15 protein-coding genes are annotated in these 15564 nt (G+C 70.7%); 12 read left to right on the forward strand and 3 right to left on the reverse strand.

Annotated elements, in window-relative coordinates:
• The first annotated feature begins 80 nt into the window (after positions 1-80).
• The 6 genes from FS770_RS11725 (at position 81) to fepB (ending at position 6709) form a co-directional block, all read left to right on the forward strand.
• A complete protein-coding gene (locus tag FS770_RS11725) occupies positions 81-1454 on the forward strand; it encodes a CitMHS family transporter (protein WP_145012045.1) in 1374 nt (457 codons plus the stop codon).
• 88 nt (positions 1455-1542) lie between these two features.
• Entirely contained in the window at positions 1543-2310 is a 768-nt protein-coding gene (locus FS770_RS11730) for a pentapeptide repeat-containing protein (protein WP_145012048.1), read from the forward strand.
• Between the two features lie 94 nt (positions 2311-2404).
• Entirely contained in the window at positions 2405-3562 is a 1158-nt protein-coding gene (locus FS770_RS11735) for a FecCD family ABC transporter permease (protein ID WP_222126515.1), read from the forward strand.
• The gene (locus tag FS770_RS11740) at positions 3559-4677 is read left to right on the forward strand and encodes a FecCD family ABC transporter permease (protein WP_222126516.1); all 1119 of its coding nucleotides are present in this window, start codon (positions 3559-3561) and stop codon (positions 4675-4677) included. Before FS770_RS11735 ends, FS770_RS11740 begins: the two co-directional genes overlap by 4 nt.
• Positions 4674-5450: an ABC transporter ATP-binding protein gene (locus FS770_RS11745; RefSeq protein WP_144941171.1), complete on the forward strand. Its 777-nt coding sequence runs from the start codon at positions 4674-4676 to the stop codon at positions 5448-5450. Before FS770_RS11740 ends, FS770_RS11745 begins: the two co-directional genes overlap by 4 nt.
• A gap of 218 nt (positions 5451-5668) precedes the next feature.
• Complete coding sequence (gene fepB / locus FS770_RS11750; protein WP_145012051.1) at positions 5669-6709, forward strand: Fe2+-enterobactin ABC transporter substrate-binding protein; 1041 nt, start codon at positions 5669-5671, stop codon at positions 6707-6709.
• 173 nt (positions 6710-6882) lie between these two features.
• Here the strand turns inward: fepB and FS770_RS11755 are convergent, their stop codons facing one another.
• Positions 6883-7575, reverse strand: a complete 693-nt coding sequence (locus FS770_RS11755; RefSeq protein WP_144941174.1) for a DsbA family oxidoreductase — start codon at positions 7573-7575, stop codon at positions 6883-6885.
• Positions 7576-7847: 272 nt separating this feature from the next.
• Here FS770_RS11755 and purS point away from each other — a divergent pair, with 272 nt between their 5' ends.
• The 5 genes from purS to cls all read left to right on the forward strand — a co-directional run bounded on the left by purS (position 7848) and on the right by cls (position 13189).
• Positions 7848-8105 carry a phosphoribosylformylglycinamidine synthase subunit PurS gene (purS, locus tag FS770_RS11760; protein ID WP_144941176.1) on the forward strand — a complete coding sequence of 86 codons (258 nt, stop codon included), beginning with the start codon at positions 7848-7850 and terminating at the stop codon, positions 8103-8105.
• Positions 8106-8107: 2 nt separating this feature from the next.
• Complete coding sequence (purQ, locus tag FS770_RS11765) at positions 8108-8899, forward strand: phosphoribosylformylglycinamidine synthase subunit PurQ (RefSeq protein ID WP_145012054.1); 792 nt, start codon at positions 8108-8110, stop codon at positions 8897-8899.
• 96 nt (positions 8900-8995) lie between these two features.
• On the forward strand, positions 8996-11293 hold the full coding sequence (purL, locus tag FS770_RS11770) for a phosphoribosylformylglycinamidine synthase subunit PurL (protein ID WP_144941180.1): 2298 nt from the start codon (positions 8996-8998) through the stop codon (positions 11291-11293).
• Positions 11294-11324: 31 nt separating this feature from the next.
• A complete protein-coding gene (locus FS770_RS11775) occupies positions 11325-11702 on the forward strand; it encodes a hypothetical protein (RefSeq protein ID WP_144941182.1) in 378 nt (125 codons plus the stop codon).
• The gene (cls, locus tag FS770_RS11780; RefSeq protein WP_145012057.1) at positions 11699-13189 is read left to right on the forward strand and encodes a cardiolipin synthase; all 1491 of its coding nucleotides are present in this window, start codon (positions 11699-11701) and stop codon (positions 13187-13189) included. Before FS770_RS11775 ends, cls begins: the two co-directional genes overlap by 4 nt.
• Positions 13190-13274: 85 nt before the next feature.
• On the opposite strand, the gene FS770_RS11785 is transcribed toward cls, so the two are convergent.
• The gene (locus tag FS770_RS11785) at positions 13275-14339 is read right to left on the reverse strand and encodes an alcohol dehydrogenase (protein WP_145012060.1); all 1065 of its coding nucleotides are present in this window, start codon (positions 14337-14339) and stop codon (positions 13275-13277) included.
• Between the two features lie 212 nt (positions 14340-14551).
• Between FS770_RS11785 and FS770_RS11790 the strand changes: the two genes are divergently transcribed.
• On the forward strand, positions 14552-15097 hold the full coding sequence (locus tag FS770_RS11790) for a DinB family protein (RefSeq protein ID WP_145012063.1): 546 nt from the start codon (positions 14552-14554) through the stop codon (positions 15095-15097).
• 106 nt (positions 15098-15203) lie between these two features.
• Here FS770_RS11790 and FS770_RS11795 read toward each other — a convergent pair whose 3' ends face one another.
• Positions 15204-15497 (reverse strand): hypothetical protein, encoded by a 294-nt coding sequence (locus FS770_RS11795; RefSeq protein ID WP_145012066.1) that lies wholly within the window; start codon positions 15495-15497, stop codon positions 15204-15206.
• Positions 15498-15564 lie beyond the last annotated feature (67 nt).

Here is a 15564-nt window from a genome sequence, read left to right on the forward strand (position 1 = left end):
CCTAGCGTGTGATGCAGCACACGCCATCTTTGGCTCCGGCCCACACGCCGTCGTCCACCCACACTCCCCAGGAGACGCCCATGCTCGTCGTACTCGGGTTCCTGATGATCGCCACCTTCATGGGGCTCATCATGAGCAAACGCCTCACACCCCTGCTCGCCCTAATCATCGTCCCCACGGTGTTCGGCCTCTTCACGGGCGCGGGTTTGGGCCTCGGCGACATGGTCATGGACTCGGTCAAGGACATGTCCTCCACCGCCGCCCTGCTGATGTTCGCGATCATCTACTTCGGGCTGATGATCGACGTGGGACTCTTCGACAAGCTCGTGAACCTGATCGTGCGCGCCACCGGCCACGACCCCGCCAAGGTGGTGGTGGGAACCATGATCCTCACGGCCCTGGTCTCACTGGACGGGGACGGCTCCACCACCTACATCGTGGTCACCGCGGCCATGCTGCCGGTCTACCAGCGCCTGGGCCTGAGTCCCGTGGTGCTCACGTGCGTGGCCGGCCTGACCAACGGCGCGCTGAACATCGTCCCGTGGGGCGGACCCACCGCGCGCGCCTCGGCCGCCCTGAAGGTCGAGGCCACGGACATCTTCCTGCCCATGCTCCCCTCCCTCGGCGCGGGTCTCGTGGTCATCTTCGTCTTCGCCGTGATGCTCGGGCGCTCCGAACGACGCCGCCTGGCCGTGGCCGACCCCGCCCGCTGGGGCGCCGGTACCACCGTGGGCGCGGGCTCCGGCAGCGCGGGTACCGCGGTTGCCACAGGCTCACCCGCGCCCGTGAACATGGGCCTCACCGACACCGCCCTGGACCCGAATCGCGAGTCCCTGCGTCCCAAGCTGTTCTGGTTCAACCTGGTGCTCACCGTGGCCATCATGGTCCTGCTCGTGGTGGACGTGGTCCCCCTGCCCTACCTGTTCATGGTGGGCAGCGCGATCGCCCTGCTGGTGAACTTTCCCAGGATGACGGACCAGGCCAAGATGGTGGTCTCCCACTCCTCCTCGATCATCGCCGTGGTCTCCATGGTGATGGCCGCCGCTGTCCTCACCGGCATCCTCTCCGGCACCGGCATGGTGGACGCCATGTCCCAGTGGCTCGTGGCCGTGATCCCCTCCAGCATGGGTCCGTACATGGCCGTGCTGACCGGGCTCATCAGCATCCCGGCCACGTTCTTCATGAGCAATGACGCCTTTTACTTCGGCGTCCTGCCGGTGCTCACGGAGACCGGCGCGCACTACGGGATCCCCGCCGTGGACATGGCCCGCGCCTCCATCACGGGCCAGCCCGTGCACATGCAGTCCCCGCTGGTCCCCGCGATCCTGCTGCTCGTCTCCCTGGCGGGCGTGCAGCTGGGCGACCACCACAAGAAGGTGCTCTGGCGCGCCCTGGTGGTCTCGCTGGTCATGCTCGTGGTGGGCGTCCTGGTGGGCGCGGTGGCCATCGGCTGACGACGTCGCACCACCCTCGGCCAGCGGGTCCACCTCCACGGGGTGGGCCCGTTCTCCGTGCCGGAGGGTGCCGGTAGATTTGCCCATCATGAGCCCCGCCACTCCTTCCGCCCGACGTCGCGACACGGCTCGCGCCGCCGGTTCCGCGGCACCCGGCTCCTCGCCCGGCACCTCGCGGCGGGGCTCTGAGGACGCAGCCTCCTCCCGCGCGGCCGCGCGCACGGAGCCACGCCTGGCCCTGTGCCGACCGCGCACCGTCGAGACCTTCTGCGGGGACGTGTACGCCGAGGAGAGCCTGGAGGGCCTCATGATCCGCGCCGCCGCATGGGCGGACCGCGACCTCCACGGCCTCACCCTGCTGGACTGCACCCTGCAGGGTGCAGAGCTGGACGGCGCGAACCTCAAGGGCGCACGGATCCACGACACCGAACTGGCAGAGATCAGCGAGCCCTCCCTCGCCGCGCCGGAGTCCTCGTGGTGCACCGCGTCGGTGCGGGACTCGCGGATCGGGGCGGCGGTGCTGCACGGCGGCGACTGGCGCTCGGTGCTCGTCACCGGGTGCAAGATCGACTTCCTCAACCTGCGGGACACCACGCTGCAGGACGTGGTCTTCGAGAACTGCTCGTTCCGGGACGTGGACCTCGTCAACGCCCGCGCCACCCGCGTGGCCTTCCGCGACTGCCGCGCCGAGACGCTGGACGTGCGCTTCGCCCAGTTCGACGCCGTGGACCTGCGCGGGCTGGAGTTCACCCGCGTGGACGGGCTCGCCGCGCTGCGCGGCACGGTGCTCGACGAGCAGCAGCTCATGGCACTGGCCCCGGTGCTCGCCCGGCACCTGGGCATCGACGTCCGCTGACACCGTCGAAGCCGCCCCTGGGCAGTACAGAGCGGCTACCGTCATCCCCCTCACGGGCTTTGGCGCTTCACTAAGGTATGCCTATCCTTGCTGGGTGACTTCGCGCCCCTCGGTCCCGGCCGATGCCCCTGCCGCCTCCGCACCGGCCGATCCGGACGCAGCCGGAGCGGGCGCGGCCGACCTCGAGGCCACCGACCCCGTGGCACCCGCCCGACGCCGCGGCGTCGTCTTCTGGTTGCCCGTCCTCCTGATCGCGGCGATCGCGGGACTCTTCCTGCTGAGCCTGCTCGTGGGCGGGCGGCTGAACACCCTGGCCGAGGGATGGCAGCGCATCCCCCAGGCCTTCACCTATGCGTTCGCGCCGCAGCGGCTTAACCCGGATGCCCAGGCCGACGACCTCGTGACCGTGATGGGTCTGCTGCGCCTGCCGCGCACCCTCGGGGCACTGCTCGTGGGCGCGGCGCTGGGCATGGCCGGTACCGTGATCCAGGGCCACACGCGCAACCCCCTCACCGATCCTGGCATCCTGGGAATCAACGCCGGTGCGGCCGCCGCCGTGGTTCTGAGCATCGTGTGGGGGTGGGTGTCCTCCCCCCTGGGTTATGTGTGGCCCGCGCTCATCGGCTGCGCGCTGGTCACGGCCGCGGTCTTCGCGCTGTCCTCCACGGGCTCCAGCGCGGCCAACCCCCTGAGCATCATCCTGGCCGGAGCGGCACTGTCCGCGATCCTGATGGCCGTGGTCAACGCGCTGGTGCTCTCCGACCAGAACACCCTGGACCGCATGCGCCAGTGGGCCACCGGTTCCGTCTCCGGCGTGACCCTGGAGGTCGCCGCGGTCACCGTGCCGTTCGTGCTGGTGGGCGCCGTGCTGGCCATGGCCCAGGGGCCCGGTCTGAACCTGCTGGCACTGGGCGAGGCCGTGGCGGAGTCGCTGGGGTTGAACGTGACCCGCCAGCGCGTGCTCGGCCTGCTGGCCGTGGCGCTGCTGGGTGGGGCGGCCACCGCTGCCGCCGGGCCCGTGGCCTTCATCGGTCTCGCTGCTCCGCACATGGTGCGCGGCCTGCTCGGCCCCGACTACCGCCTGCTGGTGCCCTACTCCGCGTTGCTCGGCGCGGCCCTGGCCCTCGGCGCGGACGTCCTCGGGCGTGTCATCGGGCGTCCCGGAGAGCTGCAGATGGGCATCGTCATGGCCCTGGTGGGCGTGCCGTTCTTCGTGGTCCTGATCCGCCGGGGGAAGGTGACCTCGCTGTGAGCCGCCTCCTGGCCGGGCCCCGCGCCCGGGCGCACACCACAGCACCGGACCTCGGCATCTCCGCCCTGCGCGTGGGACCCTGGTCCGTCCCGTTCAGCCTCCGCCGGTTCCTCGTGGGCCTCGTGCTCGTGCTGCTGTGCGCTCTGGCGTTCACCCTCGGCATTGGCATGGGGGACTACCGGCTGAGCGTGCCGCAGGTGCTGCGGACTCTCGCCGGGGGCGGCAGCCACATCGAGGAGACCGTGGTTTTCAAATGGCGCATGGGGCGGGCCGTCCTGGGTCTGCTCGTGGGCGCGGCCCTCGCCTTCGCCGGTGCCCTGACCCAGTCGGTGGCGCGCAACCCCCTGGCGAGCCCGGACGTCCTCGGCATCACCAGCGGGGCGTCCACCGCCGCGGTCTTCGTGATCACCGCGTCCGGAGGCACCGGGATCGTGGGGGCGGTCGCGGGCTTCGGCGACAACGTCCTGGGAGTCCCGGTGGTCGCAGTGATCGGGGCGACGCTGACCGCCCTGGCCGTGTGGTTCGTGGCGGGGAAGGACCGCGACTCCATGATCCGCCTGGTACTGATCGGCGTGGGCACCTCCATGTTCCTGGGCGCGATCTCCACGTGGCTCATGGCCACCACGAACGTGGACCAGGCCGCCACCGCCAAGCTGTGGCTCACCGGCTCGCTCAACGGGAGGGGCTGGGGTGAGGCCTGGCCCGTGCTCGCGTGCGTGGTCGTGGCCGTGGCGTTCGCCGGCTGGCTCGCCTTCCGCCTGGACGCCCTCGCCCTGGGCCCGGACGTCGCCCAGGTGCTGGGCCACGGCATCCGGGTGGCGCAGGCCGTGCAGCTGCTCTTCGGCGTCGTCCTCGTGGCCGTGGCCGTGTCGGCGGCCGGGCCGGTGCCGTTCGTCGCCTTCGTGGCCCCGCAGATCGCCCAGCGCCTCGCCGGAACTCCCACCCCGCCGCTGCTGTGCTCCGCGCTCAGCGGCGCCCTGCTCGTCTCCGGAGCGGACCTCCTCGCCCGCACCGTCCTGCCCTGGGAGCTGCCGGTCGGCATCGTGACCGCCTTCTGCGGTGCACCCGCCCTGATCTACCTGGTCGTGAAGACCAACCGAAAGGCCAGCGCATGAGCCCCGCCCGTCTCGCCGCCCGCTCCCTCACCGCGGGGTACGGCCAGGAACCCGTGCTTTGCGACCTGGACCTGGAGGTCCCCGCCGGTGCGGTGACCACCCTGATCGGCCCCAACGGCTGCGGGAAGTCCACCCTGCTGAAGTCCCTGTGCGGGCTGCTGCCCTACGAAGGCACCGTGGAGCTGGAGGGCCGGGACCTGCACGGCGTCCGCCGCCCGGACCGGGCCCGGTTGCTGACCATGCTCCCCCAGGCCCCCGTGGCCCCGGAGGGACTGACCGTGGCCGGGCTGGTGGCCCGCGGCCGCCACCCCTACCAGTCCTGGATGAGCCGCTGGTCCGCGCAGGACGAGAAGGAGGTGCGCCGCGCACTGCGGGCCACGGGGCTGTCCCACCTGGGCACCCGGCCCATCTCCGCTCTGTCCGGGGGCCAGCGCCAGCGGGTGTGGATCGCCATGGCACTCGCCCAGGACACCCCCACGCTGCTGCTGGACGAGCCCACCACCTACCTGGACCTCGCCTACAGCATCGAGGTGCTGAGCCTGGTGCGCCGGCTGCAGAGCGAGCAGGGCAAGACCGTGGTCATGGTGCTGCACGACCTCAACCTGGCCATCCGCTTCTCCGACCACCTGGTGGTGCTGGGGGACGGCGTCGTCGCCGCGCAGGGCACCCCGCAGGACGTGGTCACGCCCGAGCTGCTGCACGAGGTCTTCGGTCTGGACGCCCTGGTGGTCCCGGACCCGGCCACCGGCGGGCCGCTGGTCGTCCCCCGCTGAGTCCCTCGTTCAGGCCGGGGACGGGCATCCTCGCCGACGCCGCGGCAGCGGAGCAGAACCGGTGGCTGGGGGCCCGCGGGCGCGCCGCGGGGGAACTGTCGCGCCACGGTCCGCGTGTCACCCCCAGACAGAGTTTAGGTTAGCCTAAGCTTCCTAACAGGCTTGTCCATCTGGCCCGCCGAACCCAGGACCCCGTCCCGATCTCACGGAGGAAACTCGTGTCCCAGACATCCAGCCTGCGTCGCCTGCTCGCGGCGCTCGTCGTCGGCCTGTGCGCCGTCTTCGCACTCACCGCCTGCGGTGGTTCGCAGAGCTCGTCCTCGGACTCCAGCGCCTCGGCGTCGGCCTCCGACGAGACCTGGCCCAAGACCGTCAAGGACGACAACGACCAGGAGGTGAAACTGGAGTCGAAGCCCGAGAAGATCGTCTCCACCTCCGTGACCCTCACCGGCTCGCTGCTCGCCATCGACGCCCCCGTGATCGCCTCCGGCGGCACCTCCGCCAACACCTCCATCTCCGACAGCCAGGGATTCTTCACCCAGTGGGGTGACAAGGCCACCGAGAAGAACGTCAAGTCCCTCTACACCGGTGACCCGAGCGCCGAGAAGATCCTCGCCGAGAACCCGGACCTGATCGTCGTCTCCAAGAGCGGCGCGGACTCCGCCATGGACATCTACGACCAGCTCAAGGAGACGGGTGTCCCCGTCTACGTCATGGACTACAGCGACAAGGACTGGGAAGAGGTCTCCCAGCAGCTGGGTGAGCTGACCGGCAAGCAGCAGAAGGCCGACGAGCTCGTGAAGTCCTTCGGCGAACGCGTGAACGAGGTCAAGGACAACATCAAGGAGCCCGAGCAGCCCGTGACCGGCATGGTCTACAACGCCGGCTCCTTCAAGGACGACTCCGGCGCCAACATCTGGACCTCCGAGTCCGCGCAGGGAAAGCTGCTCGAGAAGCTCGGCTTCAAGCTGGCCGACATCCCCGAGGACGCCGTGGACAAGAACTCCCAGATGGGCCAGCGCAGCGACATCAAGCCGATCACCGGCGAAAACCTGTCCAAGGCCGCAACCGGCAAGACCGTGTTCCTCTTCGCCTCCGACGACGATGGCAAGGACGCCTACCTGAAGGACAGCCTGGTGGCGAACACCGAGGCCGTGAAGAACAAGGCCGTGTACGCCCTGGGCCAGGACTCCTTCCGCCTGGACTACTACTCCGCCAACAACGTGCTCGACAAGCTCGAGACCCAGCTGAAGAAGTAGCCCGCGAGGGACGCCTTCCCCGCGCCCCGCAACCACGAAACGCCCCGTGCCTCCGGAACCTTCCGGAGCCACGGGGCGTTTTCCGTTGCCCGTGGGCCGCCCGCCGGACGAGCCGCGGGGAGAGACCTGCGCGGCGGGGCAGCGGCAGGCACCCTCCCGGACGTGGTGCGGGCTCAGTCCGCGAAACGTCGCAGCAGCTGCCGGTAGGCGGCCACGTCCTGCGCACCCGGGGCCGCGAACTGGCGGTCCACCACGAGGTACGGCACGCCACGCACACCGATCTGCCGGGCAGTGGCGATGTCGTGGGACACCACGTTCTCCGCCTTCTCCCCCACGGGTGAGGTGGGCTCGGCGGCCAGCAGCGCGGCGTCGCCGGCGGGAAGTCCCACGGCGCGGGCCTGCTCGGCGAGCACCACGGGGTCGAAGATGTCGAGGGTGCCGGAGAAGTAGCCGTCCTGCAGGGTGGCAAAGAAGGCCGCAGCGGCACCGTGGCCCACGGTGGCCTGCACCGCCTGCAGGAACCGGTGCAGGGAGCGGGTGCTGCCGCTGGGGCGCACGTCCACGTAGGGCACGCCCAGGGAGTCCGCGAGGGCGCGCAGCCGGTCCTCACCCTCAGCGATCTGCTCGGGACTCAACCCCACCTTCTCCCGCAGGTACTCGGTGTTGGTGGGCAGCCCGGCGCCACCGTCCGGGCCTGCGACGGGGGCGTCCGGGTCCAGCTCGAAGGAGTGCAGGGTGCGGTGCACGCGCCCCTCCAGGCCCTCCTCGCTGATCGCGCGCTCCAGGGCCACGCGGCCCACGTAGCACCAGGGGCAGACGATGTCCGCCCACAGGTCCAGGAGGACGGGTTCGGGTGCGTCGGGCATGGGAAGACTCCTGGGGCTTCTCGGGGAGGGCGTGCGGGACTGGATTGCGGGACAGGGTCGCGGGTGACCACCGCGCAACGGTGCCGCCGAACGGCACCGCGGGGCAGAGCCGTGGGACGGCCCCCAGCGTACGCCCGGGCCCGCCCCCGGCCGCTAGACTGGTGGGGCAAGCTCGCGGAGCGGGTCTCGACGCCACGGCGTCGGGCCCGTGAGACGGCACCCGAACCGGCACTCTCCGCGCCCATCCCTTCGCACCGCGTACAGGAGCGCCGATGCCCCGCATCATTGTTGACGTCATGCCCAAGCCCGAGATCCTCGACCCGCAGGGCAAGGCGATCGCGAACGAACTTCCCCGCATCGGCCTGACCGGGTTCACCGGGGTCCGGCAGGGCCGCCGCTTCGAGCTCACCGTGGCGGGCGAGGTCACGGACGAGGTCCTGGCCCAGGCGCGCGAGGCGGCCGAGAAGCTGCTCTCCAACCCGGTGATCGAGGACGTCGTCAGCGTCTCCGAGCTGGCCGAGGAGAACTGAGCGTGGCGCAGCACCTCACCGCCGAGCAGACCCCGCTGGTCGCGGACCTGGACCAGCCCGCCCCGGACGCCCGGCTCGCGGACGTCCGTGTGGGCGTGGTGACGTTCCCGGGCACCCTGGACGACCGCGACGCCGCCCGCGCCGTGGACATCGCCGGCGGCACCTCCGTGCCGCTGTGGTACGCGGACGAGGACCTGCAGGGCGTGGACGCCGTGATCCTGCCGGGCGGGTTCTCCTACGGGGACTACCTGCGCGCCGGGGCGATCGCACGCTTCGCCCCGCTCATGGGCCGGATCGTGGACGCCGCGAGCGGGGATGGTGGGATGCCCGTTCTGGGCATCTGCAACGGCTTCCAGGTGCTCACCGAGGCCCACCTGCTGCCCGGGTCCATGATCAAGAACGAGCAGCTGAAGTTCATCTGCCGGGACCAGCGCCTGCGCGTGGAGAACGCCGAGACCTCCTGGGCCGGGCGCTTCACGGCGGGCCAGGAGATCGTGGTGCCGCTGAAGAACCAGGACGGCCAGTACGTGGCGGACCAGCGCACCCTGGACGAGCTGGAAGCCGAGCACCGTGTGGCCTTCCGCTACGTGGGCGGCAACCCCAACGGCTCGCGCAACGACATCGCCGGGATCACGAACGCCCGGGGCAATGTGGTGGGTCTCATGCCGCACCCGGAGCACGCAGTGGAACCGGGCTTCGGCGCGGACCTCTCCGGCGCGGGCACCGTGGGCATGCGCGAGGGCACCGACGGCCTGGACGTGTTCGTCTCGGTCCTGGAACGCCTGACCCGCTGACGGCACAAGGACGCCGCGAGCCCGGCGTCCTCGTCGTCCCCCTCCATCTCTCCCCGCTCGCCCCACCTCCTTCACGTAAGGGACACCGCACACGTCATGAGTGAAACGCACTTCAACCTGGACACCGTCGAGCACGCCGCCTCGACCCCGGACACCGAGCTGCCCTGGGCGGAGCTGGGGCTCTCGGAGGCCGAGTTCGGGCGGGTCAAGGACATCCTGGGCCGCCGTCCCACCGCCGCGGAGCTGGCCATGTACTCGGTCATGTGGTCCGAGCACTGCTCCTACAAGTCCTCCAAGGTGCACCTGAGCCAGTTCGGCGAGAAGGTCACGGAGGAGATGCGCAAGAACCTGATGGTGGGCATCGGGGAGAACGCGGGTGTCACGGACATCGGGGACGGCTGGGCCGTGACCTTCAAGATCGAGTCCCACAACCACCCGTCCTATGTGGAGCCCTACCAGGGGGCGGCCACGGGCGTGGGCGGGATCGTGCGGGACATCATCTCCATGGGCGCGCGCCCGGTGGCCGTGATGGACCCCCTGCGCTTCGGCGCGATCGACCACCCGGACACCCAGCGCGTGGTGCACGGGATCGTGGCCGGCGTGGGCGGCTACGGGAACTCGCTGGGCCTGCCGAACATCGGCGGTGAGGTGGAGTTCGACCCCTGCTACCAGGGCAACCCGCTGGTCAACGCCCTGGCGGTGGGCGTGATGCGCCACGAGGACATCCGCCTGGCCAATGCCTCCGGTACGGGCAACAGGGTGGTGCTCTTCGGTGCGCGCACCGGCGGCGACGGCATCGGTGGTGCGTCCGTGCTGGCGTCCGAGTCCTTCGACGACTCCAAGCCTTCCAAGCGCCCCGCCGTGCAGGTGGGTGACCCCTTCGCGGAGAAGGTGCTCATCGAGTGCTGCCTGGAGCTGTTCAAGTCCTCGCTGGTGGAGGGCATCCAGGACCTCGGCGCGGCGGGCATCTCGTGCGCCACGTCCGAGCTGGCGTCCAACGGTGACGGCGGCATGCGGGTGGACCTGACCGAGGTGCTGCTGCGCGACCCGTCCCTGACCCCGGGCGAGATCCTGATGTCGGAGTCCCAGGAGCGGATGATGGCCGTGGTCACGCCGGAGAAGGTGGCGGACTTCGAGGCCGTCATGGCCAAGTGGGACGTCGAGCACTCGTGGATCGGCGAGGTCACGGACACCGGCCGGCTGGTGATCAACTACCAGGGCGAGGTGATCGTGGACGTGGATCCGCGCACAGTGGCCCACGACGGCCCCGTCTACGAGCGGCCCTTCGCCCGACCGGAGTCCCAGGACGCCCTGCAGGCGGCGCACTTCACGGGCTCCCCGGAGGACGCGGCGCGGCCCTCGGGCGCCGAGCTGGGCCCGGCCCTTCTCGAGCTGATGGGCTCCCCGAACCTGTGCTCCAAGGCGTGGGTCACCAGCCAGTACGACCGCTACGTCCAGGGCAACACCGCCATGGCCATGCCGGACGACGCCGGTGTGCTCCGCGTGGACGAGAGCACCAACCTGGGAGTGGCCCTGTCCACGGACTCCAACGGCCGCTACACGCGGCTGGACCCGTACGAAGGCGCCCGGCTCGCGCTCGCGCAGGCCTACCGCAACGTGGCCACCGCCGGGGCCCGCCCCGTGGCCGTCTCCGACTGCCTCAATTTCGGCTCCCCCGAGGACCCCGACGTGATGTGGCAGTTCGCGGAGGCCGTGCGCGGACTCTCGGACGGCTGCCAGGAGATGGGCGTGCCCGTGACCGGCGGCAACGTCTCGCTCTACAACCAGACCGGCGGCGTCGCCATCAACCCCACGCCGGTGGTCGCCATGATGGGCGTGCTGGACGACGTCACCCGCCGCACGCCGTCGGGCTGGCGGGAGGACGGCCAGGCCATCTACCTGCTCGGCGAGACCGCGGACGAGCTGGACGGCTCCGAGTGGGCGCGCGTGCGCGGCCACCTGGGCGGCACGCCCCCGCGCGTGGACCTGGGCCGTGAGCGCACCCTCGGGGACATGCTCATCAACATGTCCCGGGACGGCATGATCGACGCCGCGCACGACGTCGCGGAGGGCGGGCTGGGTGCCACGCTCGCCGAGATGGCGCTGCGCTTCGGCGTGGGCGCGCGGATCGGGCTGGGCGAGGTCGCGGAGCGCGACGGTGTGGACCTGTTCACGCTGCTGTTCTCCGAGTCCCAGGGCCGCGCCGTCGTGGCCGTGCCCCGCTCCGAGGAGGTCCGCTTCAGCGACATGTGCACCGTGCGCAACTACCCCTTCGCGCGAATCGGCGTGGTGGACGCCGTAAGCGGCACGCTGGACTTCCAGGGGGAGTTCGCCGTGGCGCTGGACGCCCTGCGGGAGGCCCACGAGGCCACGCTGCCCCGCCACTTCGGCTGAGGCACGGGGGCGGAGCCCGTTGGGTGTGGCCATGATGGACGAACTGCCCGAGCTGGACGGGCCCCGGCCGCCGCGCACCGAGCGGCTGGAGCTGCGTCCGTTCATGTGCGAGGAGCTCGAGGCCGTGGCGGACGGGCGCACGCTGCCCCGCTTCGCCCCCGGGTTCCCCGCCGCGGCGGACCGGGACTGGGCGCGCGGTGCCAGCGAGGCCGGCGCGCACTTCGCCACCGAGTCCCCGTACTCGCGCTTCGCGGGGGTCGAGCTCGTCACCGGCGGGATCGTGGGCACGGGCGGCTTCTCGGGCCCCGCGATGAACGCGGAGCTGGAGCTGGAGGGTTCGCTGGTCGCCGACCGGCGCCGCCGGGGTCTCGTACCACCTCCCCCACCCCTGATGGAACCGCAAGCATGAACCCCTGGATCCCCTTCAACCTGCTGCCCGCGGACACCGTGCCCGAGTGGATTCTGGTCGCCCTCGCGGTGCTGGACCTCGTGGCGAAACTCGTGGCGCTGGGCTGGATCCCCCACCAGCGCCGCCCCTCCGTAGCGCTGGCCTGGCTGCTGGCCGTGTTCCTGCTGCCCTACGCGGGCCTCGTGCTCTTCCTGGTGCTGGGCTCCTCCCGGCTGTCGCGGCGCCGCATGGACAAGCAGGCCCGGATGAACCACGTGATCCAGGAGAACACCCCGGAGGGCGTGGCCCTGGGCCCAGAGTTCGACCGGTACCCGGAGTGGGTGCGCACCACCGCGGCGCTCAACCAGAACCTCGGGGCGCTTCCCATGGTGGGCGGCAATGACTTCGAGATCCTCCCGGACAACCACCGAAACATGGCCCGGATGGCGGCGGACGTGGACGCCGCCACGGACTACGTGCACTTCGAGTTCTACATCGTGGCCGTGGACGAGGTCTCCAGGGACCTGCTCAACGCCCTGATCCGTGCCCACGAGCGCGGCGTGCGGGTGCGCATCCTCATCGACCACGTGGGGTCCCTGGGCTACCCCGGGTACGCGGAGCTGGTCCGCGAGTTCGACCGATCCGGGGTGCCGTGGCGGCGGATGCTCCCCATCCGCCCGTGGCGCGGGGAGTGGCAGCGCCCGGACCTGCGCAACCACCGCAAGATCCTGGTCGTGGACGGGCAGGTGGCCTACACCGGTTCGCAGAACATCATCCACCGCTCGTACAACAAGTCGAAGAACGTGCGGAAGGGACGGCAGTGGAAGGACCTCATGATCCGGGGTACCGGCGCCGTGGTCACAGAGCTCAACGCGGTGTTCGTCTCGGACTGGTACTCGGAGACCGACGACCTGCTGCTGGACGAGTCCCCCGCCGCCCTGGAGCAGGCCTCCGGGCCCATGTTCGCGCAGGTGGTGCCCTCCGGGCCCGGATTCGAGACCGAGAACAACCTGCGGCTGTTCAACCACCTGATCTACAACGCCAACCACCGCGTGGTGATCTCCAGCCCGTATTTCGTACCGGACGAGTCCCTGCTGCACGCGCTCACCACGGAGGCCCAGGCGGGGGTGCGGATCCAACTGTTCGTGGGTGAGACCTCGGACCAGTTCCTCGCGCAGCACGCCCAGAACTCCTACTACTCGGAGCTCGCGCGCGCCGGGGTGCAGATCCACCGCTACAGCTCCCCCACCGTGCTGCACGCCAAGTTCGTGCTGGTGGACGACATTGTCTCGGTGATCGGCTCCTCCAACATGGACGAGCGCTCGTTCGCGCTGGACCTCGAGGTCTCCGTGATGATCGTGGACCACGGGTTCCGCGAGCGGATGGAGCGGATCGTGGAGCAGTTCACCGCGCACTCCACGCGCCTGGACCTCGGCGTCTGGGAGAAGCGGCCCCTGGGCGGCAAGTTCGTGGAGAACGTCTGCCGCCTCACCTCCGGGCTGCTCTGAGGTGGTACGACGACGCCGCCACCCGGGGTAGCCGGGTGGCGGCGGCGTCGTTGTCCTCGTAGTGCGGCGCCCGCGCCGCGACGGCTCAGGAGGCCACGAGCACCGTGCGGCCGTTGAACGTGCGGTTGCGCAGGCCGTCCAGCGCGGAGTTGACCTCCTGTGCGGTGAGCGGGAGCTCCGTGATGGGCGGCCTGGGCAGATCCGTGTCCTGGGCGAGCTTCACAAGCTCCTTGAGCTCGGGCAGGCTGCCCACGAAGTTGCCGCGGATGTTCAGCAGGTTGAACGCCACGAGCGCGGTGGGGAACGTGAACTGGCCGCCGAACAGCCCCACGCTCACCAGGGTGCCGCCGTTGGCCAGGGCGAACAGGGCGGCGCTGGAGGTGTCCCCGTTGTTGACCAGGTCGATGGCCGCGGCGATCTTCTCCCCGCCGGCCGCCACGATGTCCTTGTGGAGGGCCTCGCCACCCGCTACCACGGTTGCCGTGGCACCCATTGCGGTGGCGTTCTCCAGTGCCTTCTCACTCATGTCCACCGCCACGATGTTCTCGTGGCCCAGTGCCTTGAGCAGCGCAATGGTCATGAGCCCCACACCACCGGCGCCGATGACCGCAACCGGCTTGTCCGCGGGGACCGGGATGATCTTCTGGATGGCCGAGTAGGACGTCAGCCCAGAGCAGGCCAGCGTGGCACCGAAGGAAGGCTCGATGTCCCCGAGCGGCACCAGGTAGCGGTCCCCTGGGACCAGGACCTCCTCCGCGTAGCCGCCGTTGAGTGCCACCGAGAGGTTGCGCTTGGCGCCGCTGCAGTAGTTCTCGCGGTCCTCCTGGCAGGCCTGGCACTCACCGCACCCGACCCAGGGGTAGACGATGTACTTGGTGTCCCCCGGCTGCACCGTGGCCTGCGGGCCCACCTCCACCACCTCTCCCACAATCTCGTGGCCCAGCACCACCGGGTACTGCGCGCCCGAGGCGGTCAGCTCGCGACGCCCCGCGCTGCCCAGGTCGAAGTACCCGTCCTGAGCGTGGACGTCCGAGTGGCACACCCCCGAGTTCGTGACGCGGATCAGCACCTCGGAACCCGTGAGCTGGGGCTTCTCCAGCTCGATCTCCTCCGCCGGGGCACCGGGCTCGGCATGGGCGAAAACCTTCATGGCTACTCCTTCGTAGCAGTTGCGTTCGTGCGACTCGCAGTGTGAGCCTCACCATAATTGTAGGCCGCACCACCCGGATGCCGAACCGGTGCGCCGGGGCTCGCCGCACTGCCAGGTGACGGGCCACCGGGGCCCGCACGACGACGTCGCACCCGCCGGCCCGTGGTGGGCCTTCCGGCAGACCGAGCTACGGGAAGGTCTAGCGTGACCCCATGGACGAGACACCCACGGACACGACCCACCGATCCGAACCACCCCAGCAGGGCGACGAGACCGCCACCCTGCTGGGGTTTCTGGAATACCTGCGCGCTACGGTCGCGTGGAAGACCGAGGGGCTCAGCACGGCGCAGCTGCACGAACGTCCCCTGCCCAGCACCATGACCCTGGGCGGCATGCTCCGCCACCTCACCTACGTGGAGGACCACTGGTTCTGCTACGTGCTCAGCGGGCAGCGGCAGTGCTCCCCGTGGGACGCCGTGGAGTGGGAGAAGGGCCCGGACTGGGACTGGGACTCCGCCTCCGAGGCGGGCGGGGACGCCCTGCGAACGCACTGGGCCGCCGCTGTGGAGCAGTCCCGGCAGCGGTGGGAGAACTTCGCCGCGGAGCACGCTCACCCGATGGACGCGCTCGTGGCCCGTCCCCTCCGCGGGGACATGAACGCCCGGTGGGTGCTCACGCACATGGTCGAGGAGTACGCGCGCCACTGCGGCCACGCAGACCTGCTGCGGGAGGCGATCGATGGCGCCGTCGGGGAGTGAGGTCCTTGCGACCGACGGCGCCTGGGCCGACCCACGAGCCCGGGCCACGCCACTCGGTGTCGGGATGGCGGTCGCACGGGTCAGTCACGAGCCGGGCGGGCCACCGTCACTCCACTCGGCAGCCGCAGCTCACCGGATCCTGTGGGATCGGTTCCAGGCTGCGTACCGCCAGCAGGTGACACTCTGGGAAGCGGTGGCCCTCGTCCGGGCGGCTCATGGTGTGCCAGACCTCGCGGAAGCCGGCCCGCAGGAGGTGGTCCGCCATCACCTCGGGGTGCCAGCGCCAGGCCGGGCCCACGGCGTGGTCAAAGGAGACGACCGCCCGACCGCGGTCCATCGCCTGGAACGCGAGCATCACCACGCCGCCCTCCGGCATCCGCTCTGCCCGGTCCGCGCGCACGCCCGCCACCCTGCACCGCCCGCTGCGGCACCGTCCGGAACTAGTGCCGTCCGGAACAGGGCCCCGG

The organism is Kocuria salsicia (assembly GCF_007681555.1).
GTDB lineage: Bacteria > Actinomycetota > Actinomycetes > Actinomycetales > Micrococcaceae > Kocuria > Kocuria salsicia.

Excerpts from the sequence above, each read along its gene's own strand:
- FS770_RS11725 (WP_145012045.1), top strand. The coding sequence starts at position 81 with ATGCTCGTCGTACTCGGGTTCCTGATGATCGCCACCTTCATGGGGCTC.
- purL (WP_144941180.1), top strand. The coding sequence starts at position 8,996 with ATGAGTGAAACGCACTTCAACCTGGACACCGTCGAGCACGCCGCCTCG.
- FS770_RS11775 (WP_144941182.1), top strand. The coding sequence starts at position 11,325 with ATGATGGACGAACTGCCCGAGCTGGACGGGCCCCGGCCGCCGCGCACC.
- FS770_RS11745 (WP_144941171.1), top strand. The coding sequence starts at position 4,674 with ATGAGCCCCGCCCGTCTCGCCGCCCGCTCCCTCACCGCGGGGTACGGC.
- FS770_RS11790 (WP_145012063.1), top strand. The coding sequence starts at position 14,552 with ATGGACGAGACACCCACGGACACGACCCACCGATCCGAACCACCCCAG.
- FS770_RS11730 (WP_145012048.1), top strand. The coding sequence starts at position 1,543 with ATGAGCCCCGCCACTCCTTCCGCCCGACGTCGCGACACGGCTCGCGCC.
- cls (WP_145012057.1), top strand. The coding sequence starts at position 11,699 with ATGAACCCCTGGATCCCCTTCAACCTGCTGCCCGCGGACACCGTGCCC.
- FS770_RS11755 (WP_144941174.1), bottom strand. The coding sequence starts at position 7,575 with ATGCCCGACGCACCCGAACCCGTCCTCCTGGACCTGTGGGCGGACATC.
- FS770_RS11785 (WP_145012060.1), bottom strand. The coding sequence starts at position 14,339 with ATGAAGGTTTTCGCCCATGCCGAGCCCGGTGCCCCGGCGGAGGAGATC.
- purS (WP_144941176.1), top strand. The coding sequence starts at position 7,848 with ATGCCCCGCATCATTGTTGACGTCATGCCCAAGCCCGAGATCCTCGAC.